Annotated in this window: 14 protein-coding genes; 8 read left to right on the forward strand and 6 right to left on the reverse strand. The window is 74.3% G+C overall.

All coding sequences use genetic code 11. The features are described 5' to 3' along the window. Positions 1-101 precede the first annotated feature (101 nt). Complete coding sequence (locus ACXNSR_RS17325) at positions 102-2,087, forward strand: HelD family protein (protein ID WP_458643329.1); 1,986 nt, start codon at positions 102-104, stop codon at positions 2,085-2,087. A gap of 116 nt (positions 2,088-2,203) precedes the next feature. On the opposite strand, the gene ACXNSR_RS17330 is transcribed toward ACXNSR_RS17325, so the two are convergent. Further along, the gene (locus ACXNSR_RS17330) at positions 2,204-2,890 is read right to left on the reverse strand and encodes a copper homeostasis protein CutC (protein WP_458642904.1); all 687 of its coding nucleotides are present in this window, start codon (positions 2,888-2,890) and stop codon (positions 2,204-2,206) included. A 128-nt stretch (positions 2,891-3,018) separates the two neighbouring features. Here ACXNSR_RS17330 and ACXNSR_RS17335 point away from each other — a divergent pair, with 128 nt between their 5' ends. Continuing rightward, the gene (locus ACXNSR_RS17335; protein WP_458642905.1) at positions 3,019-3,690 is read left to right on the forward strand and encodes an HD domain-containing protein; all 672 of its coding nucleotides are present in this window, start codon (positions 3,019-3,021) and stop codon (positions 3,688-3,690) included. A 63-nt stretch (positions 3,691-3,753) separates the two neighbouring features. Beyond that, entirely contained in the window at positions 3,754-4,968 is a 1,215-nt protein-coding gene (locus ACXNSR_RS17340) for a Cmx/CmrA family chloramphenicol efflux MFS transporter (protein ID WP_458643330.1), read from the forward strand. On the opposite strand, the gene ACXNSR_RS17345 is transcribed toward ACXNSR_RS17340, so the two are convergent. Beyond that, complete coding sequence (locus ACXNSR_RS17345) at positions 4,958-5,860, reverse strand: helix-turn-helix domain-containing protein (RefSeq protein WP_458642906.1); 903 nt, start codon at positions 5,858-5,860, stop codon at positions 4,958-4,960. The genes ACXNSR_RS17340 and ACXNSR_RS17345 overlap by 11 nt on opposite strands. Before the next feature lie 565 nt (positions 5,861-6,425). Between ACXNSR_RS17345 and ACXNSR_RS17350 the strand changes: the two genes are divergently transcribed. Continuing rightward, complete coding sequence (locus ACXNSR_RS17350) at positions 6,426-7,649, forward strand: serine hydrolase domain-containing protein (protein WP_458642907.1); 1,224 nt, start codon at positions 6,426-6,428, stop codon at positions 7,647-7,649. Here the strand turns inward: ACXNSR_RS17350 and ACXNSR_RS17355 are convergent. After that, complete coding sequence (locus tag ACXNSR_RS17355) at positions 7,646-7,915, reverse strand: DUF4031 domain-containing protein (RefSeq protein ID WP_458642908.1); 270 nt, start codon at positions 7,913-7,915, stop codon at positions 7,646-7,648. The two genes, ACXNSR_RS17350 and ACXNSR_RS17355, sit on opposite strands and share 4 nt — an antisense overlap. Before the next feature lie 7 nt (positions 7,916-7,922). Further along, a complete protein-coding gene (locus ACXNSR_RS17360) occupies positions 7,923-8,297 on the reverse strand; it encodes a hypothetical protein (protein ID WP_397736934.1) in 375 nt (124 codons plus the stop codon). A 226-nt stretch (positions 8,298-8,523) separates the two neighbouring features. On the opposite strand from ACXNSR_RS17360, the gene ACXNSR_RS17365 reads away from it, so the two are divergent. The 3 genes from ACXNSR_RS17365 to ACXNSR_RS17375 all read left to right on the forward strand — a co-directional run bounded on the left by ACXNSR_RS17365 (position 8,524) and on the right by ACXNSR_RS17375 (position 11,941). Then, positions 8,524-9,378: a MurR/RpiR family transcriptional regulator gene (locus tag ACXNSR_RS17365; protein ID WP_458642909.1), complete on the forward strand. Its 855-nt coding sequence runs from the start codon at positions 8,524-8,526 to the stop codon at positions 9,376-9,378. A gap of 83 nt (positions 9,379-9,461) precedes the next feature. Beyond that, positions 9,462-10,397, forward strand: coding sequence for an N-acetylmuramic acid 6-phosphate etherase (gene murQ, locus ACXNSR_RS17370; RefSeq protein WP_458642910.1), 936 nt, complete (start codon positions 9,462-9,464; stop codon positions 10,395-10,397). Between the two features lie 23 nt (positions 10,398-10,420). Beyond that, positions 10,421-11,941: a PTS transporter subunit EIIC gene (locus tag ACXNSR_RS17375; protein ID WP_458642911.1), complete on the forward strand. Its 1,521-nt coding sequence runs from the start codon at positions 10,421-10,423 to the stop codon at positions 11,939-11,941. A 50-nt stretch (positions 11,942-11,991) separates the two neighbouring features. Here the strand turns inward: ACXNSR_RS17375 and ACXNSR_RS17380 are convergent, their stop codons facing one another. Continuing rightward, on the reverse strand, positions 11,992-13,491 hold the full coding sequence (locus ACXNSR_RS17380; protein WP_458642912.1) for a CATRA conflict system CASPASE/TPR repeat-associated protein: 1,500 nt from the start codon (positions 13,489-13,491) through the stop codon (positions 11,992-11,994). Then, positions 13,488-13,811 (reverse strand): hypothetical protein, encoded by a 324-nt coding sequence (locus tag ACXNSR_RS17385; protein ID WP_458642913.1) that lies wholly within the window; start codon positions 13,809-13,811, stop codon positions 13,488-13,490. The genes ACXNSR_RS17380 and ACXNSR_RS17385 overlap by 4 nt, the downstream gene beginning before the upstream one ends. 191 nt (positions 13,812-14,002) lie before the next feature. Between ACXNSR_RS17385 and ACXNSR_RS17390 the strand changes: the two genes are divergently transcribed. Then, positions 14,003-17,029, forward strand: a complete 3,027-nt coding sequence (locus ACXNSR_RS17390; RefSeq protein WP_458642914.1) for a CHAT domain-containing protein — start codon at positions 14,003-14,005, stop codon at positions 17,027-17,029. The last annotated feature ends 2 nt before the right edge of the window (positions 17,030-17,031 follow it).

Here is a 17,031-nt window from a genome sequence, read left to right on the forward strand (position 1 = left end):
CGCACGCCCCCGAGACCACGCACGCCGACCCGTCCGCGCCCGGCGACCCGCTGGGCCGCGAGCGGGCCCACCTCGCCGCCGCGCGTTCCGCCCTGCGCGCCATGCGCGAGGACGTCGAGTCCCTCGACATCCGCGACGTCACCGCGAACTGGGTCAACGCGATCGTCCTCCAGGCCCAGATCGACGACCGCATCAAAGCCCTCGCCGACCTCGCCCACACCCCGCTGTTCTTCGGCCGCCTCAACTACCTGCACGCCCCCGGCGCGGAGCTCGCCGAGGGCGCGGACGGCGAGCAGTTCTACATCGGCCGCCGCCACGTCCACGACGCCGACGGCGACCCGATGGTCATCGACTGGCGCGCGCCCGTCTCCCAGCCGTTCTACCGGGCCTCCAAGACCGACCCGCAGGACATCGCGCTGCGCAGGCGCTTCGGGTACACCGGCGGCGAGCTGACGGCGTACGAGGACGAGCACCTGTCCGACCCCGGCGAGGCGGCCACGGTCAGCAAGCTGCTCCAGCAGGAGATCGAGCGCCCGCGCGTGGGCCCGATGCGGGACATCGTCGCCACGATCCAGCCCGAGCAGGACCAGCTCGTCCGCTCCGGCCTCTCCGGCTCCGTCTGCGTGCAGGGCGGCCCCGGCACCGGAAAGACCGCCGTCGGCCTGCACCGGGTCGCGTACCTCCTCTACGCGCACCGCGACCGCCTGGCCCGCACGGGCACGCTCGTCATCGGGCCGAACCGTTCCTTCCTGCACTACATCGAGCAGGTCCTGCCGGCCCTGGGCGAGCTGGAGGTCAAGCAGGCCACCGTCGACGACCTCGTCGCCCGCCCCGGCCTGGAGGTACGCGGCACGGACGCCGCCGAAACCGCCGTGGTCAAGGGCGACGCCCGCATGGCGGAGGTGCTGGGCCGCGCCGTCCGCTCGCACGTCACCCGCCCCACGGAGCCGCTGATGGTGGTCCGCGGCTCGCGCCGCTGGCGGGTGCCCGCGTACGAGCTGGAGGAGATGGTCGAGGAGCTGCAGAAGCGCGACATCCGCTACGGCGCGGCCCGCGAGGCCCTGCCGCAGCGCATCGCGCACGCGGTGCTCGTACGGATGGAGCAGGCGGGCGAGGCCCCGGACGACCGGGTGCAGGACGCGGTGGCCCGCAGCGCGGCGGTGAAGGCGGCGGTCAAGGAGATCTGGCCGGCCGTCGAACCGGCGAAGCTGGTCCTGCGCCTGCTGTCCGACCCCGAGTTCCTCGCCCTGCACGCGGCGGACCTGCTCACCGAGGACGAGCAGAAGCTCCTGCTGTGGCCGAAGCCGTTCCGCAGCGTGAAGTCGGCGAAGTGGTCGGCGGCCGACCTGGTCCTGATCGACGAGGCGGCCGACCTGGTGGAACGCACGCATTCGCTGGGCCACGTGGTGCTCGACGAGGCGCAGGACCTGTCGCCGATGCAGTACCGGGCGGTGGGACGGCGCTGCACCACCGGCTCGGCGACGGTCCTCGGCGACCTCGCGCAGGGCACCACGCCGTGGGCCACGCGCAGCTGGGACGAGGCCCTCGCGCACCTGGGCAAGCCGCAGGCGGCGCTGGAGGAACTGACGGCGGGCTTCCGCGTGCCGCGCGAGGTGATCGCGTACGCCTCCCGGCTGCTGCCGTCGATCTCCCCGGGCCTGACCCCGGTCTCGTCCGTCCGCGAGACGCCGGGATCGCTGCGGGTCGAGGAGGTCTCGGAGGCCTCGGACCTCACGGCGGCGGTCGTGGCGTCCTGCCGCGAGTCGCTCGCGCACGAGGGGTCGATCGGCCTGATCGCGGCGGACGCGCGGATCTCGGTGCTGGCGGAGGCCCTGCTGGCGGCGGGCCTGCCGTACCTGTCTCCCGGCGAGGAGACCACCGCGCAGTCGCGGCTGACCCTCGTCCCGGCGTCGCTGGCGAAGGGTCTGGAGTACGACTACGTGGTCCTCGACGAGCCCGCGGCGATCGTGGACGGCGAGCCGGACGAGCGGACGGGGCTCCGCCGCCTGTACGTCTGCCTCACCCGAGCCGTCTCGGGCCTCTCCGTGCTGCACGCCGCGGCCCTGCCGGAGGCACTGCTGTCCTGACCTGCGGGTCCGCGTCCCGGGGCTCCGCCCCGGACCCCGCGCCTCAAACGCCGGCGAGGCTGACTTTCCAGCCCCTCCGGCGTTTGAGGAGCGGGGGTCCGGGGGCGGAGCCCCCGTCAGTCCAGTACGGCCCGCCACTCGGCGACGGCCGCCGCCGAGACCGGGCCGCTCCACCCGGAGGGACGGGCCGCGCCGCCGATGTGGAAGGCGTCGATCCCGCCCGCGCGCAGCACCGGCAGGTGCGCGAGCGTCAGCCCGCCGCCCACCAGGATCCGCGCCCCGTACCCCGGCTCACCGCCCCGCGCCGCCTCCGCCAGCAGCACCGGTACCCCGGCCTCCACCCCCGTCGCCGAGCCCGCCGTCAGGTACGTGTCCAGCCCCGGCGCGTCGGCCAGCGCCTTGCGCAGCTGGTCCCGGTCCGCCGCGCGGTCGATCGCCCGGTGGAAGGTCCAGCGGCAGCCGTCCAGCTCCGCGACGACCGCCTCGACCGCGGCCAGGTCGGGGGCGCCGTCGGCGTCCAGGAAGCCGAGGACGAACTCCTGCGCGCCCTCCGCCCGCAGTTCCCGTGCCGCCCGGGCCAGGGCGGGGACGTCGCCGGCCGCGAAGCCGTCCGACGCGCGGAGCATCACGCGCAGCGGGATGTCGACCGCCGCCCTGATCGCCGCGAAGGTCTCGCGCGGCGGGGTGAGCCCGTCGGCGGCCATGTCGGTGACCAGTTCGAGTCGGTCCGCCCCACCGGCCTGGGCCGCGACCGCGTCCTCCACGTCGAGGGCGATCACCTCCAGGAGCGCACGGTTGCTCATTCGATCCCATCCTTCTTCGGAAAGCTCGGGAAACTCAGGAAAACCCACTAGAGGTCTAGTCCAATATTCAGAATACGGGCCCCCGCCCGCCCTTCACCAGCACAATCACGCCACCCCACAATGTGCCCATGGACACAGGCACCCAGCGCAGCGACACCCACCCGGACACCGCCGACCTGCGGGCCCGCTGGCACGCGGCCGTCACCGCCGCCGGCGCCCCCGCCGACCGCGATCCCGCGCCCTACGCCGACCGCCTCCTCGCCGCCTGGGCGGAACCGCAGCGCCGCTACCACACCACCGCGCACCTGGCCGACGTACTCGCGCGGATCGACGTGCTCGCCCCGCACGCCGCCGATCCGGCCGCCGTCCGGCTCGCCGCCTGGTTCCACGACGCCGTCTACCGCCCCGACCGGTCCGAGAACGAGGAGCGCAGCGCCGCCCTCGCCGAGCGCGCCCTCCCCGAGCTGGGCATCGACCCCGCGCGCACCGCCGAGGTCGCCCGCCTCGTCCGGCTCACCGTCACCCACGACCCCGCCCCCGGCGACACCGACGGCGAGGCCCTCTGCGACGCCGACCTGGCCGTCCTGGCCGGGGAGCCCGACGCCTACGCCGCGTACGCGGCCGCCGTCCGCGCCGAGTACGGCTTCGTGCCCGACGACGCCTTCCGCACCGGCCGCGCCGCCGTACTGCGCCAGCTGCTCGGCCTGCCGCGGCTCTTCCGCACGCCGTACGGGGCCGCGCACTGGGAGGCCCCGGCCCGCGCCAACCTCGCCGCCGAGCTCGCCGCTCTCGTCCCGTAGGGAATTCGATCGCGTTCGCACCGGTTGGTGACAGTCATGCCCGCAGCAACCGCACGCCCCCGCATGCCCGTCGCCGTCTACGTCCTCGGCCTGTCCGTCTTCGCGCTCGGCACCAGCGAATTCATGCTCTCCGGACTGCTGCCACCCATCGCCGAGGACATGGGCGTGACCATCCCGCAGGCGGGCCTGCTCATATCCGCCTTCGCGATCGGCATGGTCGTGGGCGCCCCGCTGCTGGCCGTGGCCACCCTGCGGCTCCCCCGCCGCACCACGCTCATCGCCCTCATCAGCCTCTTCGGCCTCGGGCAGGTCGCGGGTGCGCTGGCCCCCACGTACGAGCTCCTCTTCGCCTCCCGCGTGGTCTCCGCGTTCGCCTGCGCCGGCTTCTGGGCCGTGGGCGCGGCCGTCGCCATCGCCATGGTCGACCAGGACCAGCGGGCCCGCGCGATGGCCGTCATGATCGGCGGCCTGTCGATCGCCAACGTCCTCGGCGTCCCGGCCGGCGCCTTCCTCGGCGAGCACCTGGGCTGGCGCTCCGCCTTCTGGTCGGTCGCCGCCGCCTCCGCGGTCGCCCTCGCCGGCATCCTGGCGCTGATCCCCAGGATCCCGCTGCCCGCCGAGCGGCCCTCGCTCGGGCGCGAGCTGCGCATCTACCGCGACCGCCAGGTGTGGCTCTCCATCGGCATCACCGCACTGGCCGCGGGCGGCGTCTTCTGCGCCTTCAGCTACCTCTCGCCGCTGCTCACGGACGTGGCCGGGCTGGACTCGCGCTGGGTCCCCTGGATCCTCGGCCTCTTCGGCATCGGCGCGCTGGCCGGGACCACCGTCGGCGGCCGGGTCGCCGACGCGCACCTGTTCGGCGTGATGATCTGGGGCATCACCGCCTCCACCGTCTTCCTCGTCGCGCTCGCCCTGCTGGCCGGCGCCGCCGCCGCGGCGGTCGCCCTGGCCTTCCTGCTCGGCTTCTCGGCGTTCTTCACCGCCCCGGCGCTCAACGCCCGCATGTTCAACGTGGCCGGCGCCGCCCCGACCCTGGCCGGCGCCACCACCACGGCCGCCTTCAACCTCGGCAACACCGGTGGCCCCTGGCTCGGCGGCACCGTCATCGACGCCGGCCTGGGCTTCGCCGCCACCGCCTGGGCGGGCGCCGCCATGACCGTCACCGCGATCGCCCTCACCGTCCTCGCCCTGCGCCTGGACCGCCGTACGCCGCCGCGCGCGACCCGTGTGGTCACCGGTAGCACTCCCACCCCCGCCACGGCCCCCGTCAGCGCATAGCTCTGCGGCAGTCATTGCAGATCGCCCCCCGCTCCGGGCCGCGGAAGGCGTGGTCGCAGAGGACGCAGTTCTGGAGCGGGTGGTTCCTGACGACCGCCGGGTCCGCCGGGTCGGCCGGGTCCGCCGGGTCCGCCGTGACGCGGAACGGCGGCATGGGCGGGAGCTGGGCCGTGAGGCGGTGGGCCACGAGGGCGGCCGGGCGGTACAGGGGCTGCGCAGGCAGGTCGGCGGTCAGGGCGTGGTGCACGGCGCTCGGAGGCAGGTCGCGCTCCAGCCAGGCCGCGACCCCGGGGGCGAGGTGCTCGACCTCGGTGACGGAGAGCAGCAGGCGCGGATCCCCGCGGCGCAGGCCCGCGAGGACCTCGACGGCGGACCGGAGGAGGTCGGGGGCACGGTACGCGGGCTGCGGCACCGCGGGCAGGGCGCGGCGCGTCGGCTCGCCCTCCCGGCGGGCGGTGCGCCGGGGCTTCGTTCGCGGCTCGTCCGTGGCGCCGGACCGGCCCGGCTGGTTGCAGGAGACCGTGCGGGTGACGACGCGGCCGCCGCTGGTGCGTTCGCAGGTGCGGCGCAGATAGCCGTGGGCCTCCAGCTCGCGCAGGGCGGCGGCGATCCGGGTCTTCCCCTCGGGGAAGCGGGCGGCCAGGGTCCGGATGTCGATGAGCGCCCCGCCGGGCAGGGACTGGATGTGCACGGCCAGGCCGATGGCCAGCAGCGACAGCTCGGCGTGCTGGGCGAGGTGGTTGCCGATCACCGTGAAGCGGGCGGTGTGGCGGGTGTTGTCGTGGATGACGCCGCCGGACCGGGTGCGGGCACGGGTTCGCCGGGAGGGGTGGTTTTCCCCGTCGTTGCGGGACTGGGCGTGCGGGCGCGCGCTACTGTTCTGGGTATCCATCAGGAAGGCGTCTACTTCCTCGGTGGTCAGGCCCCCGCACTGGGATTGCAGTCCCGGCGGGGGCCGACGTATGTCAGCGGTGATGTGGTGCGTCGCGCTGAGCGTAGATCAGGCAACCCTCCCCGAAGCCAGCCAAGTTGGCATTTTTCACCCAGGCGAGTGAGCGTGCCTCCATGGGCGGGAGGGGGTGGGGTTGGGTGTGGTGCTTTCTCTCCCGTGTTTTGGATCCTGGGATCGTCCCTGCCACCGGAGTCCCACCGGGCGGACGCCGGTGCCCGAGCGATTTCCGCAGGTCGGGCGGTGCGGCCCGATGGCCGCGGCCGGTACGGGCAGCAGGACTGCCGGGCCCGGCCCGGCCCCAGCGGCCCCGCCCTCCCGGTGGGCGGCGACTACGGCCCCCCGCCGGTCGACGTCCGGGTCCAGCTCCCCGCCCGGCCGGCGAGCGGCCGGCCCCCGGCACCGGTCCCCGGCCCGGTCGCCGCCCCGGACCCGGGTTCCTACGATGGGAAAGTCCGCTCGGGGAGCAGCTGACCGCTCGGGGACGTGCCGTCAGAGGTGATCCTCCATGGGCCGGTACCGCACGCCCACCGTCTTGGCCGCCGCCTCCCTGCTGCTCACCGCGCTCTGCGCGGGCCAGGCCCCGGCGGCCGCCCCGCCCGGCCGGGTCGACATCGACCCGGTGACCGCCGAGCAGCTCGACGACGCGATCACCGCGGCCGTGCGCAAGGCCGGCATCCCCGGGGTGGGCGTCGGCGTGTGGATCGACGGCGAAGACCCCTACGTGCGCGCCTTCGGCACCTCCGACAAGGCCACCGGTGCCCCCATCAAAACCGACATGCACACCCGCATCGGCAGCGTCACCAAGACCTTCACCGTCACCGCGGTCCTCCGGCTCGTCGACGAGGGGAAGGTACGGCTCGACGCGCCGATCTCGACGTACCTCGACGGCGTGCCCGGCGGCGACAGGATCACCGTCCGGCAGCTCGCCGACATGCGCAGCGGCCTCTACAACTACACCGAGGACCCGCGCCTGCTGGCCGCCTACAAGGCCGACCCGCACCGCGCCTGGACCCCGCAGGAGCTGCTGGACACCGCCTTCCGGCATCCCGCGAACTTCCCGCCGGGCACGCGCTGGGAGTACTCCAACACCAACACCGTCGTGCTCGGCCTGCTCGTCGAGAAGGCCGGCGGGCAGCCCCTGCACACCTACCTGCAGCAGCACGTCCTCGAACCGGCCGGCCTGGACGCGACCTCGCTGCCGACCGGCGCGGAGATCGCCTCCCCGTACGTGCACGGCTACACGGACTTCACCCCGAACGGCGCCACCGTGGACGCCTCCACCTGGAACCCGTCCTGGGCCTGGGCGGCCGGCGCGATGATCTCCACCATGGACGACCTGCACTCCTGGGTCCCGACCCTGGTCACCGGCAAACTTCCCGACGGCGACCGCCTGCTGGAGCCCGCCACCCAGGCCCAGCGGGTGCGCATGCTGCCCACCGGACACCCCGACATCGGCTACGGGCTCGGCATCGCCGAGCTCGACGGCTGGATCGGCCACAACGGCGAGCTGCCCGGCTACGAGACGATCGCCGTCCGGCTCCCGCAGGCCCGCGCCACCATGGTGATCGTGGTGAACACCGACGTCGACGGGAAGTTCAGCAACCTGAGCTCCCTCATCGCCAACACGGTCACGAAGATCGTGACCCCGGACCACGTCTGGGAGCTCCCGCCGGCGGCCCAGCCCAACACCGTCCCGGAGCCGACCCCGGCCCCGACGCCGAGCTCCTAGAGCGCCGGCCGGCCCTTCGGGCGGCGCAGGCCGGCCTCGGTGAGGCGGCGCACGAGTTCCTTGCTGCCGATCTCCACCGCGCCGGCGCCGACCGCGTCCGCGTACCGGTACGAGGGCACGTCGTAGTGGTCCCGCTCGAAGGCGCGCGGCGGGCAGCCGATGGCCGCCGCGAAGGCGTGCAGCTCCTCGTACGAAACGTCGCTGACCAGGTGCGACCACATGCGGCCGTGACCCGGCCAGGTCGGCGGGTCGATGTAGACGGTCACGTGCGGCTCACCGGCGGCCGAGGACCGGGCCCAGGCCGCCGATCGCGGCCACCTTCACACCCGCCTCCGAGCACACCCAGTGCGGGTCGGGTCCCAGCTCCGGCTCCACGTCCAGCGCGTGCGGGTCCCCGTGGTTGCAGACCGGGCACAGCGGCCATCGTCCGTACTTCTCCAGCAGCGCGTCCTTCACGTCCTGGGCGACGAGTCCGGCGAGGTAGTCGACACCCTCCGGCCACTGCTCCACCCACCACCGGCGGTGCGTGACCGAGTCCTCGACGAGGGAGACGACATCGGCATCGGCGACCTCGCCGGCGGCGAGGTCGGCGAGAACGAGGGCGCGGGCGACGTGCAGCGCCTGCTCCAGGGGGGTCGCGTGGTCCATGCGCCCATTGTGGACCCGCGAGGGCCCGGCGATGAAGGCCCTCTTTCCGCAGGCCCAATGGCGTATTGACCGGACCTTGCCCTGAAAATAAATTTCAGGAGTGAGACAGAACGCGAAGGAAACCGCCAGCCGACCGTCCGCACCCGCCGCAGGTCCCGGCGAAAGCCCCGCCCCGGCTCCCCCGCCCCACGCCCTCCGGGCCAGGATCCGCAGCCTCGGCCCCTCCATGACCCGCTCCGTGCAGGCCGTCGCCGACGCCGTCGCCGCCGACCCCGCCGCCTGCTCCCGGCTCACCGTCTCCGCCCTAGCCGAACGCACCGGCACCAGCGAGGCCACCGTCGTCCGCACCGCCCGCCTCCTGGGCTACCCCGGCTACCGCGACCTGCGCCTCGCGCTCGCCGCGCTCGCCGCCCAGCAGGAGTCCGGCGCCGCCCCCGCCGTCACCGTCGACATAGCCGTCGACGACCCGCTCGCGGACGTCGTCGCCAAGCTGGCCCACGAGGAGGCGCAGACCCTCACCGACACCGCCGCCGCCCTCGACCTCACCCAGCTCGCCGCCGCCGTCACCGCGCTCGCCACCGCCCGCCGCATCGACATCTACGGCATCGGCGCCTCCGCCCTCGTCGGCCAGGACCTCGCCCAGAAGCTGCTGCGCATCGGCCTCCTCGCCCACGCCCACAGCGACCCCCACCTGGCCGTCACGGGCGCCGTCCAGCTCCGCCCCGGCGACGTCGCCGTCGCGATCACCCACTCCGGCACCACCGGCGACGTGATCGAACCGCTGCGCGTCGCCTTCGAGCGCGGAGCCACCACCCTCGCCCTCACCGGCCGCCCCAACAGCCCCGTCACCCACTGCGCCGACCTCGTCCTGGCCACCTCCGCCGCCCGCGAGACCCAGCTGCGCCCGGCCGCCATGTCCAGCCGGACCAGTCAGCTGCTCGTCGTCGACTGCCTCTTCGTCGGCGTCGCCCAGCAGACCTACGAGACCGCCGCCCCCGCCCTCGCCGCCTCCTACGAAGCCCTCACCCACCGCCACGACGGCAAACCCGGCGCCGCCCGGTCCAGCCCCTCCGGCGATTGAGGAGCGGGGCCGGGGCGGAGCCCCGATCTTACGCCTCAGCCCGCGCACCACCCGCCACCCCACCGTCCACCGGAGAGCGCCCGATGACCGCGTACCGAGAACTCCGCGCACAGCTCGACACCCTCACCACCGAGGCCTTCCGCCCGGACCTCGCCGAGATCGACCGGCTGTCCACCCTCGACATCGCCCGGACCATGAACGCCGAGGACGCCACCGTCCCGGCCGCCGTCGCCGCCCAGCTCCCGCGGATCGCCGCCGCCGTCGACGCCATCGCCGATCGGATGGCCCGGGGCGGGCGGCTGGTCTACGCGGGTGCCGGCACCGCCGGCCGGATGGGCGTCCTGGACGCCAGCGAGTGCCCGCCCACCTTCAACACCGACCCGGCCGACGTCGTCGGCCTGATCGCGGGCGGCCCGTCCGCCATGGTCAAGGCCGTCGAAGGCGCCGAGGACTCGAAGGAACTGGCCGCCGAGGACCTCGCCGCTCTGGGGATCGGGCCGCTCGACACGGTCGTCGGCATCTCCGCCTCCGGCCGCACCCCGTACGCGATCGGCGCCGTCGAGTCCGCCCGTACCCGCGGCGCACTCACCGTCGGGCTGTCCTGCAACGCCGGATCCGCCCTCGCCGCCGCCGCCGACCACGGCATCGAGGTCGTCGTCGGACCCGAACTCCTCACCGGATCCACCCGTCTGAAGGCCGGCACCGCGCAGAAGCTCGTCCTCAACCTCATCTCGACCATCACGATGATCCGTCTCGGCAAGACGTACGGGAACCTGATGGTCGACATGCGCTCGACGAACGAGAAGCTGCGCGCCCGCGCCCGCCGCATCGTGGCGCTGGCCACCGGCGCGCCCGACGCGGAGATCGAGGCCGCCCTGACCGCCACCGGCGGCGAGGTGAAGAACGCCGTACTCGTCGTCCTCGGCGGGGTCGACGGCCCGACGGCCGCCGAGCTGCTCGCCGCCTCGCAGGGCCATCTGCGCGCCGCCCTCGAACTCGCCCCCGCCCACACCCGCTGACCCCCGAGCCAAGGCGATCCCACATGTCCACCGACAAGAACCGCGCCACCGCTGCCGCGATCCTTCCGCTGGTCGGCGGCCCGGACAACATCACCTCGATCGCGCACTGCATGACCCGCCTGCGCATCTCGCTGCGCGACCGCTCGCTGGTCCAGGACGAGGCCCTGCGGGCCCTGCCCGCGGTGCTCGGCGTGGTCGAGGACGACACCTACCAGATCGTGCTGGGCCCGGGCGCCGTCGCCCGCGTGACGCCCGAGTTCGAGGCGCTCGTGGAAGAGGCCCGCTCGGCAGCCCCCGCCCCGGCCGCCCCGGCCGCCGCACCCACGACTCCCGCCCGCCCGGTCTCCGCGGACGACCTCGCCGCACAGGGCGCCGCACTGAAGGCGGCTCAGAAGGCCCGCAACGCCACCCCCTTCAAGCTCTTCCTGCGCCGGATCGCGAACATCTTCGTCCCGCTGATCCCGGCACTGATCGGCTGCGGCGTCATTGCCGGCCTCAACGGCCTGCTGACGAACCTCGGCTGGGTGCCCGCCGTCGTACCCGCCCTCGCCGCGATCGCCTCCGGCTTCATGTCCCTGATCGCGGTCTTCGTCGGCCACAACACGGCCAAGGAGTTCGGCGGTACGCCGATCCTCGGCGGCGCGGTCGCCGCGATCATCGTCTTCCCCGGCGTCGCGAAGATCGACGCCTTCGGCCTGGAGCTGAGGCCCGGCCAGGGCGGCGTCCTCGGCGCGCTCGCCGCCGCCCTCCTCGCCGTGTACGTGGAGAAGTGGTGCCGCCGGTGGGTACCGCAGACCCTGGACGTCCTCGTCACCCCCACCCTCACCGTGCTGATCTCGGGTCTCGTGACCATCTTCGGCCTGATGTACCTCGCCGGTGAGGCCTCCGCCGCCATCGGCACCTTCGCCAACCGGCTCCTGGACACGGGCGGCGCCTTCGCGGGCCTGGTCCTGGGCGGCCTCTTCCTCCCCCTCGTGATGCTCGGCCTGCACCAGGCCCTGATCCCCATCCACACCACCCTCATCGAGCAGGACGGCTACACCGTCCTGCTGCCCATCCTCGCCATGGCGGGCGCGGGCCAGGTCGGCGCGGCCATCGCCGTCTACTACCGCCTCCCGCGCAACGGCTCGCTCCGCGCCACCATCAGGTCCGCACTCCCGGCCGGCTTCCTGGGCGTCGGCGAACCGCTGATCTACGGCGTCTCCCTGCCGCTCGGCCGCCCCTTCGTCACCGCCTGCATCGGCGGCGCGGCCGGCGGCGCCTTCGTCGGCCTCTTCCACCAACTGGGCGTCGCCTTCGGCTCCACCGCCATCGGCCCCTCGGGCTGGGCCCTCTTCCCGCTGCTCGACGGCCGCGCCGGCGCGGGCATCACCCTCGCGATCTACGCGGGCGGCCTGCTCGTCGGCTACCTCGTGGGCTTCACCGCCACCTACTTCTTCGGCTTCACCCGCCAGATGCTGACCGACCTCGACACCGGCCCGGACCAGGCCCCGGACACCGCGACGGCCACCGGCACACCCCCGAAGGAACGGATCCCCGCCTAGGACGTCTCGACCGTGGTCGCCCCCCTCCGGTCCCGGCCCGGTCCCGCGCGTCAGGTGCGGCGGCGGAAGGCCGCCGCGCGGACGGCCGCCGTGACCGCGGCGAGGACCGCTGCGATCACCTGGGTGGGGAGGGGCCGGTCGAGCCACCAGGCCGCCGACGACGCCAGCAGCCAGCCCGCGCACGCCCCGGACACCGCGAAGAGCAGCAGGTCGAAGCCCCGCCCGAACGACCTCAGCAACAGGGCCTCCTGGCGCGGCTGGGCGAGCCACGGCAGGATCAGTGCCAGCGACGCGAGGAAGGCGATCAGGCCCGGCTGCACCGGCTTCGGCATGGGGACCTTGTAGCCCAGGCTCTGGATCGCGGCGAGGGCCAGCAGCAGGGAACCCAGGACCGAGGTCTGACTGAGCGTCAACCTGTCGCGCCGCGCCTGCACCAGCCGATCCGCCGCCGCCGACCCGCGCCGCGCCACGTCCTCGGCACGCCGGTCGGCCAGTGCCAGCGACTCGGAGACGGTTCGGATCTGGGCTCGTGCCCACCGCACCAGCCTCAGCTCCGGTGCCACGAGCCCGGAGTTCTCCTCACCCAGCAGATGCAGGGTCTCCTCGGCCCCCGAGAGGTCCAGCTCACGTCGGTGCAGGCGCCGGGTCGTGGTCGCCGCCTCTTCGCGTACCGCCTCCAGCGCGCCGAGTGCGCCCTCCAGGTCCAGCAGCCGGGCCCCCGGGGCGCCCCCCGCCGCCACGGTCCCGGTCGCCCCCACCTCCTCGGCCGCCCGGCCCACCCGCTCCGCGAGTTCCCACAGCGCGGGTCCCTCGGCGCGCAGTTCCGCGCACTGGTGCCGGATCCGCGCGGCCACCAGCAGGTGAACCGTCGCCGGGGGCGCGCCGGCCCGGGTGCCCTGCCAGGACCACCTGCTCAGTTCGTCCGCGTCCTCCTCGGCGGACACCGTCAGCAGCCGGCGGTGTTCGTCCGTCCAGCCGGAGGGGACCGGCAGCTCCCACACCCGGACCCCTCCCACGGCGACGGCCGGTCCCTCCGGCCCGGGGGCCGGCACCGCCGGGGCCAGTCGGCCGGCGAGCACCTCCGGGGCGAGCGCGGCCACCGTGGCCGGCAGTTCCGCGAGCAACTGCTCGGCACTGCCCAACAGACCCGGTACCGCCGGCCCGGGGCGCCCCGCGGCGCCCCACCAGCGGGCGGCGAGCCCCGCCCAGTCGTGGCGGTCGTCGTTGGGCGCGAGCAGCACCGAGACGACGACCATGTCATGGACGGCGGAAACCACGAGCATCTCGTACGCCCCGCCCCCCGACCGCTGCACCGCCGCCAGCACCCGCGGCCGTGGCTCCACCCGGCCGGATCCGCCCCGATCCTGCGGGGGAAGCCGGTCGGGCCAGGCGCCCACCGCGTCCACCATTCCCAGCGACCGGGCCGCCTCCCACCATCTCCTCAGCATGACCCCGGCCGGGGTGCCCGCGGCCAGGGCCGCGTCGGTCAGGAACAGCCGGGCCACGAGCGCCTGCCGCAGCGGCACCGGATACGGGCCGGGACCGCTCACGGCGTCGCGGGCGGGTTCGGCGGCGGGGGAGGGCTGGCCACCGCTTCGTCCAGCCGGGCCAGCACGATCAGCACCTCCTCCTTGCCCACGGACTCCGACTCGGGAGGCATCTCACCCTTCGCAAGGACCGGTCCGGCCAGGGCGACCCGGCGCTGGGCCTTGGTGAAGGCCTCGGAATCCCCGGCCCACCAGGCGTCCTCCATGTCCCGCAGTGCGTCCCGTAGGCGAGCGAGATCGGGGACGCCGTCCAGATTCCACTTGGTCCTGATCCTGTCCAACAGCTGCGAGGCCTGGCCCCATTGCTCGGTCGATATGGTCACTCATCCTCCAACGTGCGTGTACTGGACGTAGATTCGGCATATTCACGGAAGCTCACGGATACGTTCACCCAGGCAACGCGGGGATGCCTACCCGGGCACCGTCCGGGCAACCCCGCGCAGCTCCGGCGCGCACATCCGGCGTGCTCGACCAGCGGCACGGCGACACACCGGCGGGGGCCTTCATGTCACAGGTGGACGTTTTACTGGACCGCGCCCGGGCGCTCTACACGCTGTACGTGCGCGACGGGGCCCCCGAGACGTTCCGGCAGGCGCGGTTCGCCGCCTTCGCCGCCGAGGGAGCCACCCGGTTCAGCGGCGTCCCCTCACAGCTCGCCGAGGCCCAGTGGCTGTACGGGCACGTCTGCCTGATCGGCGCCCAACGCGGCCACGCGGGCGCGGACGCCCTGGCCAAGGCCGAGCAGCGGCTCCGCGAGGTCGTCGAGGGGGCCGCCACCCCGGCGCCCCTGCGATCGACCGGGGTGGACGCGCTCGCGAGCGTGCTGCTCGACCGCCACAAGGAAACGGGGGACGTCGCGTACCTGCGCGACATGCGGGCGATGATCACCCGTGCGCTGGGCACCCTGCCGGAGGGAGCGGATGCCGACCGCTTCATGTTCCAGGTCCACCTCGGCGTCGCCGAAACCGCCCTGGCCTGGAGCACGGACGACGCCGCGCTCGCCGTCGGCGCCGCACGGCGGCTGCACGAGGCCCTGGCCCTGGCGCCCGTGGGATCCGCGGAGTTCACGGCGATCGCCGCCCAGGCCGCGAACGCGGCGAGCGTCGCCGCGCAGCTGCGGGGGCTGGCTCCCGGTGAGCGGGAAGCCATCGACACGCTCGTCTCGGAGGCCCGCACGGCGGTGGCGGCCGCGGAGCGGCTCGACCCCGGCGACACCCTTGACGTCCTCGCGCCGGGAGCCCCCTACCTCCACCTCTCCAATGCGCTCTGCCTGCGCTTCGACGCCCACCGGGACCGCGAGGACCTGGCCGAGGCGGAACTCCAGGTCGATCGCGCCCTGACCCTGGTGCCGGAGGGCAACACCGCGCGGCCGTTGTACCTGATGGCCCGGGGCAGTGTGGCCGTACGCCGCTACCTCAGCGTCGACGGACAGGCCGAGGACCGGTGGGAGACTGGAGCGCACCTCGACCGGGCCGCCGCCGACCTCCTGGAAGCGGAACGACTGCTGCCTGCTTCCGCCCCCGACCGTCCGCAGTACCTCGGGAACCTCGTCCGCGTGCTCCAGCTGCGCTACCAGCACGACCTGCTGCGCACGGACGACCTGCGCGAGGCGATCCGCTGGGCGGAAGAGGCGGTGGCAAAGTCCGGGGGGACGGCCACCGCCGCGGTCCCCCTGCTGAACCTCTGCGTCGTCCGCGTGCTGGCCTACCAGCAGTCCTTCCACCCGTTCACCAGGGCCGTGAGCCCCTCGCAGACCGCGCTCGCCGACGCCGAGGGGAGCATTGCGCGCGCCCTGCGCGAGCTGCCCGCCAGTCATCCGGCCGTTGCCAACGCCCACATGATCCGCGGCCAGTTGTTCGAGGAGGTGTTCCGGCGCACGTCGTGCGAGGCCGATCTCGACACCGCGCTGGACGCGTACGCCGTCGCCGCCCGGCACCCCGGAGGCTCGCTGCTGATCCGGGGCACTGCGGCGGAGTCGGGTGGCCTCCTGGCCCACCGCCACGGTCGCAGTGGGACGGCGACCGTCCTGCTTTCTCTGGCGGTGGAGCTGTTGGAGGCCATGACCGAGCCGACGCTGCTCGGCTGGCACAGCCGGGCCGACCACGTCGAGCAGTTCGGCGGCCTGGCCGGCCAGGCATGTGCCGCGTACCTCCAGGCCGGGCGGCCCGAGGAGGCCCTCGCCGTCCTCGACCGGGGCCGGAACCTGTTGCTCGCCCCGGTGTGGGGTCTCGCCTCACGCGCAGCGGCGCTTCCCGAGAAGGACCTACGGCTGTACCGGGAGGCCGTGTGGTCCTCCTTCCGCGCCGATCAGGCGGCCGAGGCCGAGCAGGTGACCCTCGCTCCCCGGCCGCTGGATCCACCACCGTCCCCCGGACCGTCTCGCGTACGGCCCGCCGACCCGGCCGCCACCGGCTCCGGGGCGTACACGGACGCCCGGGAGCACCGGCGGGCGGCGGGCCGGATCCTGGCCGCGCACGGATCCCGGCTCGCACCCGCGGACGTGGACGTCAAGGCCCTGTCGTCCCAGCTCGGCGACAGCGCCGTCGTCGCCCTCAACGTCACCACGCTGCGCGCCGACGCGCTGATCGTCACCTCGGGGGGTGTCGAGGCCCTGTCCCTGCCGCGGCTGATGCCCGAAGACGTCGAGACGTACGCCGCACGCCTGCAAGTGGCGACCGACGCCCGCGACGAGGAGTCACTGGACGAACTGGACGAGATCACCCGTTGGCTCTGGGACGACCTCGCCGCGCCCGTGCTGGAACGACTGGCTCCACTGGGGCCAGCCCGTGTGCGGTGGGTGCCCTCCGGGCCGCTGTGCCTGCTGCCGCTGCACGCCGCCGGACATCACGGGGCGGCCCCGGGCGCGGGTACGACGCCCGACACGGTCCTGGACCGGGTCGTCTCCTCGTACTCGGCGACCCTGCGCACGCTGGCCCGGGACCTGGCCCGGCCCACCGAACCGGTGGGGCCCGCCCTGCTCGTGGCTCCGGGCAGCTCGGGCGAGATGGGACCGGTGTCCGTCCCGGCACCTCTGTTCGACGGGCCGCAGGCACTGCGCCTGCCCGAGACGGAAGCCGTGGCCGACGCGGTGCTGGCGGCGCTGCCGGGCCGGGCAGTGGTGCACTTCGCCTGCCACGGCACGAGCGACGCCTCGAATCCGGTGACGAGCGCGTTGCACCTCGCCGGGGGCGACTGGCTGCCGTTCGTCTCGGTGGCGCGCACCGACCTCAGCTCGGCGCGGCTGGCGTTCCTCGCCGCCTGCGAGAGCGCATTGTCCGGGGACCGGTTCGCCGACGAGGCCCTCAACATGGCCTCCGCCTTCCAACTCGCCGGGTTCCCGCACGTCATCGGGACCCTGTGGAAGGTGTACGGGGACGCCACGGACTCCGTCGCCCGTACCGTGTACGCGGAGATCGCCGGCGGCGCCTCCCCCGCGCTCGCCCTCCACCGCGCGGTACTCGAACTGCGCGCCGCGCAAGCGGACTCGGGTGCGGACCTCGGTCCACTCGCCTGGGGCCCCTTCCTCCACCTCGGCGTCTGACA

This window comes from Streptomyces sp. NC-S4 (genome assembly GCF_054353315.1).